General features: G+C 69.7%; 16 protein-coding genes and 2 tRNA genes. 9 read left to right on the top strand and 9 right to left on the bottom strand.

Annotation, left to right across the window (positions count from 1 at the left end; translation table 11 throughout):
• Nucleotide 1: 1 nt before the first annotated feature.
• Together VB739_RS14470 and VB739_RS14465 are read left to right on the top strand one after the other, a co-directional pair.
• Nucleotides 2-247, top strand: coding sequence for a DUF1643 domain-containing protein (locus VB739_RS14470; protein ID WP_323357736.1), 246 nt, complete (start codon nucleotides 2-4; stop codon nucleotides 245-247).
• Nucleotides 205-447, top strand: a complete 243-nt coding sequence (locus VB739_RS14465) for a hypothetical protein (protein WP_323357735.1) — start codon at nucleotides 205-207, stop codon at nucleotides 445-447. Before VB739_RS14470 ends, VB739_RS14465 begins: the two co-directional genes overlap by 43 nt.
• A gap of 20 nt (nucleotides 448-467) precedes the next feature.
• Here VB739_RS14465 and gltX read toward each other — a convergent pair whose 3' ends face one another.
• The 6 genes from gltX to VB739_RS14435 form a co-directional block, all read right to left on the bottom strand.
• The gene (gene gltX, locus VB739_RS14460) at nucleotides 468-1,910 is read right to left on the bottom strand and encodes a glutamate--tRNA ligase (RefSeq protein WP_323357734.1); all 1,443 of its coding nucleotides are present in this window, start codon (nucleotides 1,908-1,910) and stop codon (nucleotides 468-470) included.
• Nucleotides 1,911-1,934: 24 nt separating this feature from the next.
• Nucleotides 1,935-2,008 (bottom strand) — tRNA-Asp (locus VB739_RS14455).
• A gap of 261 nt (nucleotides 2,009-2,269) precedes the next feature.
• On the bottom strand, nucleotides 2,270-2,458 hold the full coding sequence (locus VB739_RS14450) for a hyperconserved protein Hcp (RefSeq protein WP_006043540.1): 189 nt from the start codon (nucleotides 2,456-2,458) through the stop codon (nucleotides 2,270-2,272).
• Nucleotides 2,459-2,494: 36 nt separating this feature from the next.
• Nucleotides 2,495-2,567: transfer RNA gene (locus VB739_RS14445), tRNA-Trp, on the bottom strand.
• A 65-nt stretch (nucleotides 2,568-2,632) separates the two neighbouring features.
• Nucleotides 2,633-3,127: a 50S ribosomal protein L19 gene (rplS, locus tag VB739_RS14440; RefSeq protein ID WP_323357733.1), complete on the bottom strand. Its 495-nt coding sequence runs from the start codon at nucleotides 3,125-3,127 to the stop codon at nucleotides 2,633-2,635.
• 42 nt (nucleotides 3,128-3,169) lie between these two features.
• Nucleotides 3,170-3,532: a peptidase gene (locus tag VB739_RS14435; protein ID WP_323357732.1), complete on the bottom strand. Its 363-nt coding sequence runs from the start codon at nucleotides 3,530-3,532 to the stop codon at nucleotides 3,170-3,172.
• A 63-nt stretch (nucleotides 3,533-3,595) separates the two neighbouring features.
• On the opposite strand from VB739_RS14435, the gene map reads away from it, so the two are divergent.
• Nucleotides 3,596-4,456: a type I methionyl aminopeptidase gene (gene map, locus VB739_RS14430; RefSeq protein WP_323357737.1), complete on the top strand. Its 861-nt coding sequence runs from the start codon at nucleotides 3,596-3,598 to the stop codon at nucleotides 4,454-4,456.
• 21 nt (nucleotides 4,457-4,477) lie between these two features.
• Here map and VB739_RS14425 read toward each other — a convergent pair whose 3' ends face one another.
• Nucleotides 4,478-5,194, bottom strand: a complete 717-nt coding sequence (locus VB739_RS14425; RefSeq protein ID WP_323357731.1) for an SDR family NAD(P)-dependent oxidoreductase — start codon at nucleotides 5,192-5,194, stop codon at nucleotides 4,478-4,480.
• Nucleotides 5,195-5,257: 63 nt separating this feature from the next.
• Here VB739_RS14425 and VB739_RS14420 point away from each other — a divergent pair, with 63 nt between their 5' ends.
• Entirely contained in the window at nucleotides 5,258-6,364 is a 1,107-nt protein-coding gene (locus VB739_RS14420) for a phosphotransacetylase family protein (protein ID WP_323357730.1), read from the top strand.
• A gap of 39 nt (nucleotides 6,365-6,403) precedes the next feature.
• On the top strand, nucleotides 6,404-6,916 hold the full coding sequence (locus tag VB739_RS14415; RefSeq protein ID WP_323357729.1) for a DNA recombination-mediator protein A: 513 nt from the start codon (nucleotides 6,404-6,406) through the stop codon (nucleotides 6,914-6,916).
• Nucleotides 6,917-6,922: 6 nt separating this feature from the next.
• Here the strand turns inward: VB739_RS14415 and VB739_RS14410 are convergent, their stop codons facing one another.
• A complete protein-coding gene (locus tag VB739_RS14410) occupies nucleotides 6,923-7,369 on the bottom strand; it encodes an NfeD family protein (RefSeq protein WP_323357728.1) in 447 nt (148 codons plus the stop codon).
• A gap of 98 nt (nucleotides 7,370-7,467) precedes the next feature.
• Between VB739_RS14410 and VB739_RS14405 the strand changes: the two genes are divergently transcribed.
• Nucleotides 7,468-8,382: a stomatin-like protein gene (locus VB739_RS14405; RefSeq protein ID WP_323357727.1), complete on the top strand. Its 915-nt coding sequence runs from the start codon at nucleotides 7,468-7,470 to the stop codon at nucleotides 8,380-8,382.
• Nucleotides 8,383-8,404: 22 nt separating this feature from the next.
• On the opposite strand, the gene VB739_RS14400 is transcribed toward VB739_RS14405, so the two are convergent.
• On the bottom strand, nucleotides 8,405-8,893 hold the full coding sequence (locus VB739_RS14400) for an MAPEG family protein (protein WP_323357726.1): 489 nt from the start codon (nucleotides 8,891-8,893) through the stop codon (nucleotides 8,405-8,407).
• Nucleotides 8,894-8,953: 60 nt separating this feature from the next.
• Between VB739_RS14400 and VB739_RS14395 the strand changes: the two genes are divergently transcribed.
• From VB739_RS14395 to VB739_RS14385, 3 genes are all read left to right on the top strand, one after another.
• Nucleotides 8,954-9,445 (top strand): YajQ family cyclic di-GMP-binding protein, encoded by a 492-nt coding sequence (locus tag VB739_RS14395; RefSeq protein WP_323357725.1) that lies wholly within the window; start codon nucleotides 8,954-8,956, stop codon nucleotides 9,443-9,445.
• Between the two features lie 481 nt (nucleotides 9,446-9,926).
• Nucleotides 9,927-10,157 (top strand): hypothetical protein, encoded by a 231-nt coding sequence (locus tag VB739_RS14390; protein WP_323357724.1) that lies wholly within the window; start codon nucleotides 9,927-9,929, stop codon nucleotides 10,155-10,157.
• Between the two features lie 314 nt (nucleotides 10,158-10,471).
• A partial coding sequence (locus VB739_RS14385; RefSeq protein WP_323357723.1) for a hydantoinase B/oxoprolinase family protein occupies nucleotides 10,472-14,230 on the top strand: 3,759 nt, incomplete at its 3' end.

Raw genomic sequence — 14,230 nt, 5'->3', positions numbered from 1 at the left:
GGTGTGGCTGGGCTGGGGCAACGGCGGCCGACGGCTGGGCCAGGACGCCCGGGTGCTGGAGCTGCTGGCCCCCCACCAGCCGCGGCTCGTCTGCCTGGGCCTCACCGCGTCGGGGGCCCCGCTCCATCCCCTCTACCAGCCGGCGGCGAGCCTGTTGCGGCCGTATGGGCCATCCTGTGAACGTTCAGCCGCAGCCGCTGCTCCATGGCCCGCACCCCCCGCCGCTACGCCATTCACCTGTTCCTGATCGGCGGTCACCACCAGGAGGTGCACTTCAACACTCTCGAAGACTTCCAGAGCTGGTACGGCGGTGTTCTGAACGCGGCGGCCCTCGATGCCTTCGTCAACGTGCCGATCAGCGACCTGACCAGCGAATTCCTCGTGCTGCGGGCCGGCAGCGTCCAGGCGATCCGGGTGGAGCCGATCTACGGCGCCCTCGACGACTGAAGCGCCCGCCAGGCCGCTCGTCAGAGGGCGGCGGCGATTCGCTCCCGGTCACTGCCCAGCCGGTGCAGCAGCAGCCAGGTGGTGAGCAGGTCGGGCCCCTTGAGGCTGCCCAGCAGGGCGGCCCGCAGCCCCTTCATCAGCACCCCTTTCTTGACGCCGGCGGCGCTGGCGGCCTCCGCCAGCAGCCCCTGGGCGGTCTCGGCGTCGAGCGGGCCCTCAGGCAGCCGCTCCAGCAGGGCGCTCAGGGCGCCGCGGCTGCCCGCGTCGGCCCGCAGGGCCAGGGCCGCCTCATCCGGCTCCGGGGCCGTGAAGAAGGGCGCGGCTTGGTCGACCCCGTCCGCCAGCAGGCTGAGGGAGGGCCCCAGCAGGGCGCAGAGATCCTCCTGCCAGGCGGCGTCGGCGCCGGCCACCTCGCCCCAGCCCCGGGCCTGCCAGAGGGGCTGCAGCCGCTGGCGCAGCTCGCCGGCCGCCAGCCCATGCAGCACCTGGGCATTGAGCCAGTTGAGCTTGTCCCAGTCGAAGCGTGCCCCGGCCCGATTCACCCGCTCAAACGAGAACACTGCCGCCGCCTGCTCCAGGCTGAAGCGCTCGCCGATCCCCTCCGGCGGCGACCAGCCCAGCAGGGTCATGTAGTTGACCAGGGCCTCGGCGGTGTACCCCATGGCGCGGAAGTCGCCCACGGACGTGACGCCATCGCGCTTGGAGAGCTTGCGGCCCTCCTGGTTGAGGATCAACGGAGTGTGGGCGAACTGGGGCGGCGTCAGCCCCAGAGCGGCGTAGAGCAGCAGCTGCTTGCCGGTGTTGGCGATGTGGTCCTCGCCGCGGATCACGTGGCTGATCGCCATGGCGGCGTCGTCCACCACCACGACCAGGTTGTAGAGGGGGTCGCCGATGGCATCGGCGGGCGCCCGGCGGGCGATCACCATGTCGCCGCCCAGGTCGCTGCCCGCCCAGCGCATCTCGCCCCGCACCAGATCGCTCCAGGTGATCGTGGCGCCGTCGTCGATGCGGAAGCGGACCACCGCCTCGCGGCCCTCAGCGATGTAGGCCTGCTGCTGCTCGGCGCTGAGGTCGCGGTGCAGGTTGTCGTAGCGGGGGGCCCGGCCCTCGGCCTGCTGGCGCTCCCGCATCGCCGCCAGCTCGGCATCGCTGGCGTAGCAGCGGTAGGCGTGGCCGCTCGCGAGCAACTGCTCAATGGCCTGCCGGTGGGCCGCGATGCGCTCGCTCTGCACCACCGGCTCCTCGTCCCAGCTCAGGCCCAGCCAGCGCAGGCCATCGAGGATGTTTTCGGTGAATTCCGGCTTGGAGCGTTCCCGGTCGGTGTCCTCGATGCGGAGCAGGAAGGCACCCCCCAGGTGGCGGGCGAACAGCCAGTTGAACACCGCCGTGCGGGCGGTGCCGATGTGCAGAGTGCCGGTGGGGCTGGGGGCCAGCCGAACGCGTACAGGAACCGTTGCGGGCACGGAAGCGGCTCCAGATGGTGAGAACGGGACTGACGGGGCTCGAACCCGCAACTTCCGCCGTGACAGGGCGGTGCTCTAACCGATTGAACTACAGTCCCAGACCGACTTTCGAGGCTCGAATCGCCCCGAGGGGTGGATCCGGCGCCGATGGGCGATCGCGACGGCGCGGACGCCGACTAGGGAAGTATCCATCGTCACCCGTCCTCCCGTCAACGCAGCCCGTTAACGCTGGCTGGCGCGAGAGCAGGGTGCCGATGGCCACACAAAAAGCCCCGTGCCGGGCACGGGGCAGATGGTGCTTGATTGCCGGGAAAGCAGGATTGGAGGGCGGCGCCGGAGCACCAGAAAACCCTGGGCCCTCAGGGGCGGAAGCCGGCGGGTTCAATCAGGCGCACCTGATTGCCCCGGGCGGTGAATTCCCGCCCCTGGTCGCTTTGCACCACGACCCGACCTCCGGATTTGACCCGGATCACCCGGGCCCGGACCCAGCCAAGGGCCGCTGATTCCAGCACCTTGACCACATCACCGGGTTGTAGATCCAACTCCATGTCCGGAACCACGAGACTACAAATGGGACCATCGAACGCGCCGTGGAGGACTTGAACCCCCGACATCAGGTTTTGGAGACCTGCGTTCTACCAGCTGAACTAACGGCGCAAGGCGATGGTCCCTGGACAGCGTGAAAAGGAAACGCGGGCAATGAAATCCCGAGAAACCAGGCTTCAGCGATCGAAGCGCTGTTTGACGCGAGTGGCTTTACCCACCCGGTCACGCAGATAAAAGAGCTTCGCCCGACGCACCTTACCGCGCCGCTCCACCTTGACGGAAGCGACCTGGGGGCTGTGCAGCATGAACACCCGCTCCACACCGATGCCCTGGAAAATGCGGCGCACGGTGATGGTCTGGTTGAGGCCGCCGTGGCGCTTGGCGATCACCACGCCCTCGTAGGGCTGCACCCGCTCCTTGTTGCCTTCCCGAATCCGCACGCCCACCTTGACGGTGTCGCCCACGTAGATCTCGGGCAGGTCGCTCTTCAGCTGACCCGCCTCGAACTCGTCGATCAGGGCCCGGGCGCTGAGCTTGCCGGTGGTCACCTTCACCGTCGTGGCAGCCGTAGCCGTCACGGTTTCCGTCGCCGTTTCCGCTTCCACCGACTGGGGCTCCGCGTCTGGGGTTTGTAGGTCCACTTCCGTGGACGGATCGATCTCGGTTGCCATCCCTGTTCTCGGAGCGCCAGGCCAAACCAACACCTTACCGCCTCAGGTGACCCCCTTCCCCCCAGGCCGCCGCCAGCCCCGCCGCAGCCGCTCCCAGGCCATGAAGCCTCCGGTGACGAGCATCCACAGCAGCCCCAGGCCGTTGAGCAGCACGTAGAGCGTCTCACCCACTTCGCCCACCCAGCCCTGGAGCCATTCGCCTTCATGCAGCACCATCAGCGGATGGGCCTGGTCCCGGCTCAGTCCGCCCCAGTCGCGCAGCAGCCGGTACCCCACCCCCGTGACGGCCGAGACCAGCAGGGGGGCGAGCACCAGCGGCGCCAGCCAGGCGTGGGCCTGCCGCAGGCGGACGCCCCAGGACGGCGTGGCAGGTCGTGAGGGCGCGGCCGGGGTGGGGTTGGACACGGGGAACCAACGGCTGGAGGGACGCTATTGATAACTTGAATGTCCGGCTCCGACTCCCACCGCATGAACCTGTTCGCCGATCTGCTGGCCAGCACCAACGGCGTCAAGGGCGGCGGCACCCCTCTCACCCAGGCCGGCCCCCGCATCCAGAAGGGTCGCCGCGGTGTCGAGGTGAAATCGGCGCGGGAGATCGCGATCATGCGCCAGGCCAGTCGCATCGTGGCCACGGTGCTGCGCGAGATCATTGACATGGCCGCCCCGGGCATGACCACCGGCGACCTCGACCGCCATGCCGAAACCCGCATCCGCGCCATGGGGGCCACCCCCAGCTTCAAGGGGTACCACGGGTTCCCGGCCAGCATCTGCGCCAGCATCAACAATGAGGTCGTCCACGGCATTCCCAGCGCCAAACGGGTGATCAAGGCCGGTGACCTGGTCAAGATCGACACCGGCGCCTATTTCGAGGGCTTCCATGGCGACAGCTGCGTCACCCTCTGCGTCGGCGAGGGCGTGCCCGAAGAGGCCCGCCGCCTCAGCCGCGTGGCCCAGGAATCACTGATGCAGGGCCTGGCCACGGTCAAGGCCGGCAGCACCCTGCTGGAACTGGCCGGCGCTGTCCAGGACCACGTCGAGGCCCACGGCTACGCCATCGTCGAGGACTACACGGGCCACGGCGTCGGCCGCAACCTGCACGAGGAGCCCTCGGTGTTCAACTACCGCACCAGGGATCTGCCCAACATGCAGCTGCGCGCCGGCATGACCCTGGCGGTGGAGCCGATCCTCAATGCCGGCGGCAAGGGCTGCCGCACCCTCAAGGACCGCTGGACCGTGGTGACGGTGGACGGCAGCCTCTCGGCCCAGTGGGAGCACACGATTGTCGTCACCTCCGACGGCTGCGACATCCTCACCGACCGCGATTTCTAGGCCCGGCCAACCCTGCCGCCGTCAGGGCCGCCGCAGCAGGCTCACGTAGGCCCAGCGGCTCAGGGTGGCCAGCGGCATCAGGACGAAGGTGAGCGGGTTCGGCGTCACGATGATCAGGCTGCAGTTCCAGTCGGCCTGCCGCAGGATCTCGCCGGCGACCCAGTCGGCCCCCATCACCCCCACGGGGTTGAGGGTGGAGCGGAAGGGTCCCAGCACCAGCCGCCGCAGCCGCAGGGTTGGCGCCAGCTCCGTTGCCCGCAGGCTGAGCAGCTGGCCCAGCAGCCGCTTGCTGATCTCATACAGGGGGCTGACGGCCGGCTGGATCTCCGCTTCCGAGGTGTTCACCCACACCTCCGCCCGCCGCGCCCCCTGGCGCCTCTGCGCAACCCCGGCGAACAGCTCCAGCAGCCGCCAGGCGCTCAGGGCGTTCACCTCGAGGCAACGGCCGGTCGCCTCGGCGCTGCAGTCGCCATGGACGTTGATGCCGTGGTTGATCACCAGCACGTCCACCTGCTCGAGCAGGGGCTCCAGCGCCGCCTCTTCCCCAACCTGCCAGTGCACCTGGCGCAGGGGGATCAGCTGCCCGTCCGGGCCGGCCAGCTGCAGCGGCGCCTGGCCGTGGCAGAGGGCGATCAGCTGCGCACCGCGGTCGTGGAAGCGGCGCAGCAGGGCCTGGCCCAGAGCACCGCTGGCCCCGGTGATGGCCACGGTGAGAGATGGGCTCGACGGGTCCGGCATGGGCCTGCGGTGGACGTGCTGCCTAGATTGCCCGGCACCTGCAGGACCCGGCGAGGTCAACCCATGTCCATCCCCCTGCTGATTGGCTCCTGCGAACCCTTCAGCGGCAAGTCGGCGGTGGTGCTTGGTCTCGGCCGCCAGCTCGCCCGTGGGGGCGTGCCCCTGGCTTTCGGCAAGCCGCTGGTCACCTGCATGGATGACCCGCTCGACAACTTCCCCGATGCGGCGCCGGGGAACCCCCTGCTGGATCCCGATGTCCGCTTCATCGGCGCCACCCTCGGCCTGTCCCAGGAGCAGCTGATCCCGTCGCTGCATGTGCACGAACCGGCGGCCGCCCGCGAGCGCCTGCTGGCGGGGGATCTGACCCCCGGTGAAGGCCTGACGCTGCTGCAGCGGCGCATCCACGACGACGCCGATCGCCTGGTGCTGCTCGAAGGGGCCGGCAGTCTCAGCGAAGGCCAGCTCTACGGCCTGGGCCTGGTGCAGCTGGCCCACGCCCTGCAGGCGCCGGTGCTGCTGGTGCATCCCTGGAACGACAGTCGCAGCGTCGATGGCCTGCTGGAAGCCAGGCGCCAGCTGGGCGATCTGCTGGCCGGGGTGGTGCTCAATGCCGTGCTGCCGGACATGGTGCCGGACGTGCGGGAGGCGGTGCAGCCGGCCCTGGAGCGGCTGGGCATCCCGGTGCTGGGGGTCATGCCCCGCAGCCCCCTGCTGCGCAGCGTCACGGTGGAGGAGCTGGCCCGTCGCCTCGAGGCCACGGTGCTCTGCTGCCACGACGGCCTCGACCTGCTGGTGGAGACCCTCTCGATCGGCGCCATGAACGTCAATTCGGCGATGGAGTTCTTCCGCCGTCGCCGCAACATGGCGGTGGTGACGGGCGCTGACCGCACCGACATCCAGCTGGCGGCCCTGGAGGCCTCCACCCAGTGCCTGATCCTCACGGGGGCCGGCGAACCCCTGCCCCAGCTGATCAGCCGGGCCGAGGAACTGGAGGTGCCGGTGCTCAAGGTCGACCACGACACTCTCTCCACCGTGGAGGTGATCGATGGCGCCATCGGCCATGTGCGCCTGCACGAAGCGGTGAAGGCCACCTATGCGATCCGTCTGGTGGAGGAGAACTGCCACTTCGAACGGCTGTTCGGCCGGCTGCGCCTGGCGGTCCCTGCCTGAGGGCGCTGCTAGTTTCTGTTCGTTGGTTGTCGATAACGGGTGACCCGGTCCCTAGATATTCCGGCCTTGGACCGGATTGATACGCTCGCCCAGGAGCTGGCCATGCTCCAGGACCGGGGCAAACGCAGAATCGCTTTCCTCGGCAGCCGCCACGTTCCGGTGGTGTCGATCCATCTGGTTGAACTGGTGGCCCGCTCCCTGGCCCAGGAGGGCCACAACCTGATCACCTCCGGGGCCCAGGGCGTCAACGCCGCCGTGATCCGCAGCGTGCTGGAGGTGGATCCGGCCCGGCTCACCGTGTTGCTGCCCCAGAGCCTGGAACGCCAGCCCGGGGAATCCCGCAGCCAGCTGGAGCGGGTGCTGCATCTGGTGGAGAAACCCGAGAACGACGAGCTGCCCCTGCCGATGGCCAGCAGCCTCTGCAACCAGGAGATCATCAACCGCTGCGACCAACTGATCTGCTACGCGTTCCACGACAGCGAAACCCTGCTCTCCAGCTGCCGCACCGCTGAGGACATGGGCAAGGTGGTCAGCCTGATGTTCTTCGACTGACCCCGCTCACTCCGACAGGCTGACCTGCCGCGGCAGCACCTGTAGCCGTGTTCCCTCCCGGCCCATCACCGTCACCTCGGAGCCGGGGGCCAGGGCCTGCGCGGAGAGATTCTGGGCCGCCCAGCTCTGGCCCTGCCAACGCACCCGGCCCTCGCCGTTGGCCTCCAAGCCGGTGGTCACCTCCGCCAGTTCGGCCCGGGCGGCGGGGGGGATCGCCCGCGCCTGGCGCCGGGCCGACCAGCGCCGCAGCCAGGCGTAGCCGGCCCCCACCAGCACGGCGAACAGCAGCACCTGGGGCAGCGGCGGCACGATCGGCACCAGGGCCGCGGCGAGAGTGAGCACCAGGGCCGCCAGGCCGCCGATCAACAGCAATCCATCGCTGTCGGCGCCCACCAGCACCAACCCCAGCAGAAGTGCCGCCAGGGCCAGCCAGAGGATCGGGGGTGCGGGCATGGGAGCGGGCGCGGGGCTGGTGAAAGGACAACGAAGGGAACCGAATCGTTTCCCATTCCCCCCATCCTGCCTAGCGTTGCGCCAGTGAAGAAGGCTGCATGGAAGCGCTCATCATTCCGGTGCTGGTGGTGCTCGCCGGCCTGGGCATCAGCGGCGTCAAGGTCACCAGCAGCAGCCGCTCGATGCTGGTGGAGCGGCTCGGCAAGTACGACCGCCAACTGCGCCCCGGCCTCTCCCTGGTGATCCCCGGCCTGGAGCGGGTGGTGAGCCACGAATCCCTCAAGGAGCGGGTGCTCGACATCCCCCCCCAGCAGTGCATCACCCGTGACAACGTCTCGATCGAGGTGGATGCGGTGGTGTACTGGCAGCTGCTGGAGCACGCCCGCGCCTACTACGGCGTCGACAACCTGCAGGCGGCCATGGTCAACCTGGTGCTCACCCAGATCCGGGCCGAGATGGGCAAGCTCGACCTCGACCAGACCTTCACCACCCGCCAGGAAGTGAACGAAACCCTGCTCAAGGAACTCGATCAGGCCACCGATCCCTGGGGCGTCAAGGTGACCCGGGTGGAACTGCGCGACATCCAGCCCTCCCAGGGGGTGCAGCAGGCCATGGAGCAGCAGATGACCGCCGAGCGGGAGAAGCGGGCGGCGATCCTGCGCTCCGAGGGTGAGCGGGAATCCCAGGTGAATGCGGCCCGGGGCCGGGCCGAGGCCCTGGTGCTCGATGCCAAGGCCAAGCAGGAGGCGGTGATGCTCGACGCCGATGCCCAGGCCAAGCAGCAGCTGCTGCTCGCCAAGGCCCGGGCCGAGGCCGCCACCGAGCTGGCCGCCGTGATCGAGGCCCATCCGGCGGCGGCCGAGGGCCTGCGCTTGCTGCTGGCCAAGGACTGGATGACCATGGGCCAGCAGATGGCTGATTCCAGGGGCGGATCGGTGCTGATGGTGGATCCCCAGAGCCCGGCCTCGTTGCTGGCGGCCCTCAAGGGGCTGCAGGAGAGAGGCGGCAGCTGAGGCCCGCCCCTCGCCCCTGCGCTCAGCTGCGCAGCACCGCCCGCAGGCCTTCGCTGTAGAGCAGGGCGGTGCAGAGGATTCCGCCGGCCCAGCAGAGGCTGCGCACGGGCGGGATGTTGGCCACGTAGGCCGTCAGGTAGCCCAGCCGCAGCAGGGGGTGCAGCCAGGCCGCCAGCGCCAGCCAGGGGGAGACCGCCAGCACGGCGGGCGTCACCACCAGGCACAGCAGGCAGGCCGGGGCGTGGAGGGTGAAGGACTCGAAGCTGTTCTGGTGGGCCCAGTTGGCCCGTTTGCCCCAGGCCGGCAACCGCTCGAACATCGCCCGGGGCGCGGCCAGGTCGGAGGGCTTGAAATCGGCCTGGGAGCGGGCGGCCCCCAGGGGCACCAGGCTGAGCACCACCATGGCAGCGGAGAGCACCAGCGACCAGGCGAAGGCTCCGCCCGCCGCCGCCGGCAGCACCGGCAGGGCGATGCTGGCCGCCAGGACGGGACTGAGCAGGGAGGTGGTCATCGGCAGCGGGCGGCAAGGGTCTCTTTTCTAGGCTGGCGCTGCTTTGCCTTTGCCCGTGCCATGGCCGACAGCTTTTCCTTCGACGTGGTGTCCGACTTCGACCGCCAGGAGCTGGTGAACGCCGTCGACCAGGTGCGCCGGGAGGTGGGCCAGCGCTACGACCTCAAGGACTCCAACACCGAGATCGAGGTGGAGGAGGCCAGCCTGACGATCACCACCGCCAGCGACATGACCCTCGATGCGGTGGTGGACGTGCTGCGCCAGAAGGCCACCAAGCGCAACCTGTCGCTGAAGATCTTCGATCTGCAGACCCCCGAGCCGGTGGGCGGCAACCGGGTGAAGCAGGTGATCAAGCTGCGCAAGGGCCTCAGCCAGGAGCTGGCCAAAAAGCTCAGCAAGCTGGTGCGTGATCAGATCAAGAAGGTGACCGTGGCGATCCAGGGCGAGAGCCTGCGGGTGACCGGCAAGAACAAGGACGACCTGCAGCAGGTGATCACCCTGCTGCGCGGCGAAGACCTGGAGGTGCCGCTGCAGTTTGAGAACTACCGGTGAAGCGGCCGCGGGTTCTGTGTTTCAGCCTGCGGCTGGCCCTGAGGCCGGCGCCGACGCCGAGCCAGGACAGCGGGCCGGGGACGGCAGGAACCGCATGACCGGGATGAACGCCATTGTCCCAGGGGTCGGGGTGCGGGGGTGGTGTGAGCCATCCGGCCCGTGGCTCGGTCCCCGGGCCCGGCGACGGACACTGTTCAGCATCGCCATCCACTTCAAAGCCGGGGCAATAGGTGAGGGATCCATACAGGGGCCACACACTTGGGCCAGGATCATGGGCTGGGAAGGAGGTGATCAACAGTTGCCAACCCCCGTTGAATCCGTGGAAGAGCGCAGGGGTTGTGAACGCTGAACCATTGGCGGTCACGGAGACAAAGCCGCAGTCTGGAAAGATGCATAGGGGCGCCCTGGGGTAAAGACCCGCGGGAGCCCCTGATGACGCCATGAAGGACAGGGCGGCTTCCGCTGGCGGGAAACCGGTGGTTTGTCCAGCTTCAAGGCCACGGAAGGTGCCGACGACACCATCAAAGATGAAGGTGAAGTCCAGGGCGAAAGCAGCCTGGGGGGCCAGCAGGATGACTGCGGTGAGGCCGATGACGGTCGCTGGCGCAGCACAGAAAGCCCGCCGTTTCATTGGAATGGTTCCTCCTTTGCAACTATCTTTCTGAGCTATGACTGGCTAAGCAATAGCCTATTCATCCACCTTCATCTCTGATGCGTTTCTGATGTAATCGTGCATCACGCAGCCAGTCATACGCATCACTGTGGGTCAACTTTGTTTGCCATGTGGTATCCGATGTGGCCACTCCTGAATGTTGGCTGAAGAGACAGCTCAGGTAGCCCCCCGGCCATGGGACAACACGGCTGAGGCAACAACAGGTCAGCAGGGTCGCTGGCCATCCGTCACGTCGGAGCTCGACCGGTTCGCCCCACGGGCTTTCCAGACGGCAGGGGTCCGTTCATCCTGGGATTGCCACCAGATACGCAGCCCCCGGTGCTTCCCTCCCGTCCCTGCCTGGGCCTGCGAACGTGACGCGCGCCGGCTGGCGGTTCTGGATCGATCGGGGCGGCACCTTCACCGATGTGGTGGCCTGCTCGCCCAATGGAGAGCTGCTGGTGCGCAAGCTGCTCTCCGATCCGCCCTGCCCGCCGGATGGCGCAGCCCCGGTGGACCCCGCCGTGGCCGCCCTGCGCCAGGTGCTGGCCCTGGCCCCTGGCCAACCCATCCCCCCCGGAGCCGTCGCCGAGGTGCGGCTGGGCACCACCGTGGCCACCAACGCCCTGCTGGAGCGGCAGGTGGCGCCGGTGCTGCTGCTGGTGAATCGCGGCTTCGCCGATCTGCAGCGCATCGGCGATCAGCACCGGCCAGAGATCTTCGCCCAGGCCATCGAGCGTCCCGAGCCCCTGCCCCTGCGGGTGATCGAAGTCGGCGGCCGGTTGGCGGCGGATGGGGAAGAGGTGGAGCCCCTGCAGCTGGATGGGCCGCTGGAGCAGGCCCTGGCGCAGGCGTGGGCCGACGGGTACCGCAGCTGTGCGGTCGCCCTGATGCAGGCCAGCCGCCACCCGCGCCATGAGCAGGCCCTGGGGGCGTGGCTGGAGGCGCGGGGTTTCGCCCCGGTGCTGCTTTCCCATCAGCTCAGCCGTCAGCCCCGGCTGGTGCCCCGCATCGATACCACTGTGGCGGAAGCGGCCCTGCGGCCGGTGCTGCGGGCCTACCTCGATCAGGTGCGCGCCGCCCTGGGGGACGACACGCCGCTGCGAGTGATGACCTCCGCCGGGGCGCTGCAGGCCCCCGCCCTGCTCCAGGCCAAGGACACGATCCTCTCCGGTCCGGCCGGTGGGATGGTGGCGGCCGTGGCGGTGGCGGCGGCCGCTGGATTCGGCGCCGATCCGATCCTCGGCTTCGACATGGGGGGCACCTCCACCGATGTCTTCCACTTCGACGGCCGTCGCGGCGAGGCCGCCTGGGAGCACAGCAACGAGACCGAGATCAGCGGTCTGCGGCTGCTGGCGCCCATGCTGCCGATCCACACCGTGGCGGCCGGCGGCGGTTCGGTGCTGCACGTGGCGGACGGACGCCTGCAGGTGGGCCCCCGCTCGGCCGGCGCCAGCCCCGGTCCCGCCTGCTACGGCCGCGGAGGGCCCCTGGCGATCACCGATGCCAACCTGCTGCTGGGCCGGCTGCCGGTGCAGGCTCTGCCGCGGCTGTTCGGCCCGGGCGGCGACCAGCCGGCCGATCGGGAGGTGGTGCTGCAGCGCTTCGAGACCCTGGCCCGCGATCTGGGGGCGGGCACACCGGAGGCGGCGGCCCAGGGGGCGCTGACGATCGCCATCGAGCGCATGGCCGAAGCGATCCGGCGCATCTCGATCCAGCGCGGCCACGACCTGCGTGGCGCCGTGCTGGTGACCTTCGGCAGCGCCGGCGGCCAGCTGACCTGCCCCCTGGCGGACGCCCTGGGGATCACCCGGGTGCTGCTCCATCCCCTGGCCGGGGTGCTCTCGGCCTATGGCATCGGCCTGGCCCGCCCGTCGCTGCTGCGTGAGCGCACTCTGCGGGAGCCGTTGGCCGAGGCCTTGCTGCCTCGGCTGGAGCAGGAGATCGAGGCATTGGTTGGCGAGGCCAGTGCCGATCTGCACGACTCTGATGATCTGGCGCCCGATCAGGAGCCGCGCTGGCAGGCTCGTCTGGAGCTGCGCTACCGCGCCAGCGACCAGGGGCTGGAACTGCCCTGGCCCGCCACCACTGGGGACGACCTGCTGGCCGAACTGCGCACCACCTTTGAAGCCCGCCATCGCCAGCGCTTCGGTTTTGCGGTGCCGGACGAGCCGCTGATCGTGGAGCGACTTCAAGTGGAGGTGGGCGCCCCGGGGGCCGAGGCTGCTGCGCCAAAGGCGCAGGTGGAGGCCTCCGAAACGTCGTCTCAGGCTGAACCCTGCGAATGGGTGCCGCTCTGCCTGCCCGAGGCCTCCGGCGCCGGGATGCACTGGCGGCAGGTGCCCCTGTGGCGCCGGGAGCAGCTGAAGGCGGGTCAGCGCATCGAGGGGCCGGCCCTGGTGGTGGAGCCCACGGGCACCACGGTGCTGGAGCCTGGCTGGCGCGGCCGTGTGCTGGCGGGGGGCGAGCTGCTGCTGCAACGGGAGGCGGTGGTGGCGGCCCTCGTGCCGGACGCTGCCGCCACCGAGGCGGTGGATCCGGTGCGGCTGGAGCTCTACAACCATCGTTTTGCCGCCATCGCCGAGCAGATGGGCGAACGGCTGCGCCAGTGCAGCCGTTCGGTGAACATCCGCGAGCGGCTCGACTTCTCCTGCGCCCTGTTCGACGGGGCGGGCCGGCTGGTGGCCAATGCCCCCCACATCCCCGTGCATCTCGGCTCGATGGGGGACAGCGTCGCCAGCCTGCTGGCTGCCGTGGCCGCCGGCACGGTGCCGCCTCTGGCGCCTGGGGAGGCCTACGCCTGCAACGATCCCTTCGATGGCGGCACCCACCTGCCCGACATCACCGTGATCACACCGGTCTTCCCCGCCGAGGCCGGGCCGGACCCGCTGCTGTTCGTGGCCTGCCGCGGGCACCATGCCGACGTGGGTGGCCTCACCCCGGGCTCGATGCCCCCCTTCAGCCGCTGCATCGAGGAGGAGGGACTGTTGCTGCGTCACGTGCCGCTGCTGCGCCAGGGCCAGTTCGATGCGGCGGGGTGGCGGCAGCGCCTGGCGGCCGGCCCCCATCCGGTGCGCAACCCCGACCAGCTGCTGGCCGACCTCCAGGCCCAGGCGGCTGCCAACCAACTGGGGGTGGACGAACTGCAGCGGCTGCTGAGCCGCGTCGGCACAGGCGAGGTCTGCGCCTACATGAGCCATGTGCTGGCCAACGCCGAGGCGGCGGTGGCCGAGGCGATCGCAGGCCTCTGCGATGGCGACCACACGGTCGAACTCGACAACGGCAGTCGCCTCGTGGTGGCCGTGCGCATCGACCGGGCTGCCCGCCGGGCTCGCATCGATTTCAGCGGCACCTCCCCCCAGCAGGAGGGCAACTTCAACGCCCCGCTGGCGATCACCAAGGCCGCCGTGCTTTACGTGTTCCGCTGTCTGGTGGGTCGCTCCATCCCGCTCAACGCCGGCTGCTTCGCGCCGATCGATCTGATCGTGCCCCGCGGCTGCCTCCTGCACCCGCTGCCGCCGGCGGCAGTGGTGGCCGGCAACGTCGAGACGTCCCAGGCGGTGACCAACGCCCTGTTCGGAGCGCTGGGGGTGATGGCAGCGGCCCAGGGCACGATGAACAACCTCAGTTTCGGCGATGCCAACTGCCAGTACTACGAGACGATCTGCGGCGGCACCGGCGCCGGCGTGCTGGCGGATGGCACCGGTTTCGCCGGCACCAGCGCGGTGCAGAGCCACATGACCAACTCGCGCCTCACCGACCCGGAGATCCTCGAGGACCGCTTCCCGGTGCGCCTGGAGCGCTTCGCCATTCGCCATGGCAGTGGCGGCACGGGGCGCTGGCGCGGCGGTGATGGTGTGGTGCGGCGGCTGCGTTTCCTGGCGCCGATGACCGTCGCCATCCTCTCGGGCTCCCGGCGGGTGGCCCCCTTCGGACTGGCCGGTGGCGGCGACGGCGCCGTGGGGCGCAACCGGCTGGTGCGGGCCGACGGTCGGGTGGAGGAGCTGGCCGGCTGCGACCAGGTGAGCGTGCGGCCCGGCGACCTGCTGGAGATCGCCACCCCCGGCGGCGGCGGCTTCGGCCCACCGGCGGAACGCAGCGCGGAAGCCCGCGCGCAGGACAGCGCGGAAGGC

Origin of the sequence: Cyanobium gracile UHCC 0281 (assembly GCF_034931305.1) — a bacterium.
Taxonomy (GTDB): domain Bacteria; phylum Cyanobacteriota; class Cyanobacteriia; order PCC-6307; family Cyanobiaceae; genus Cyanobium; species Cyanobium gracile_A.
The sequence above is the reverse complement of the archived record's forward strand: the minus strand, read 5'-3'. Positions and strand labels throughout refer to the sequence as shown.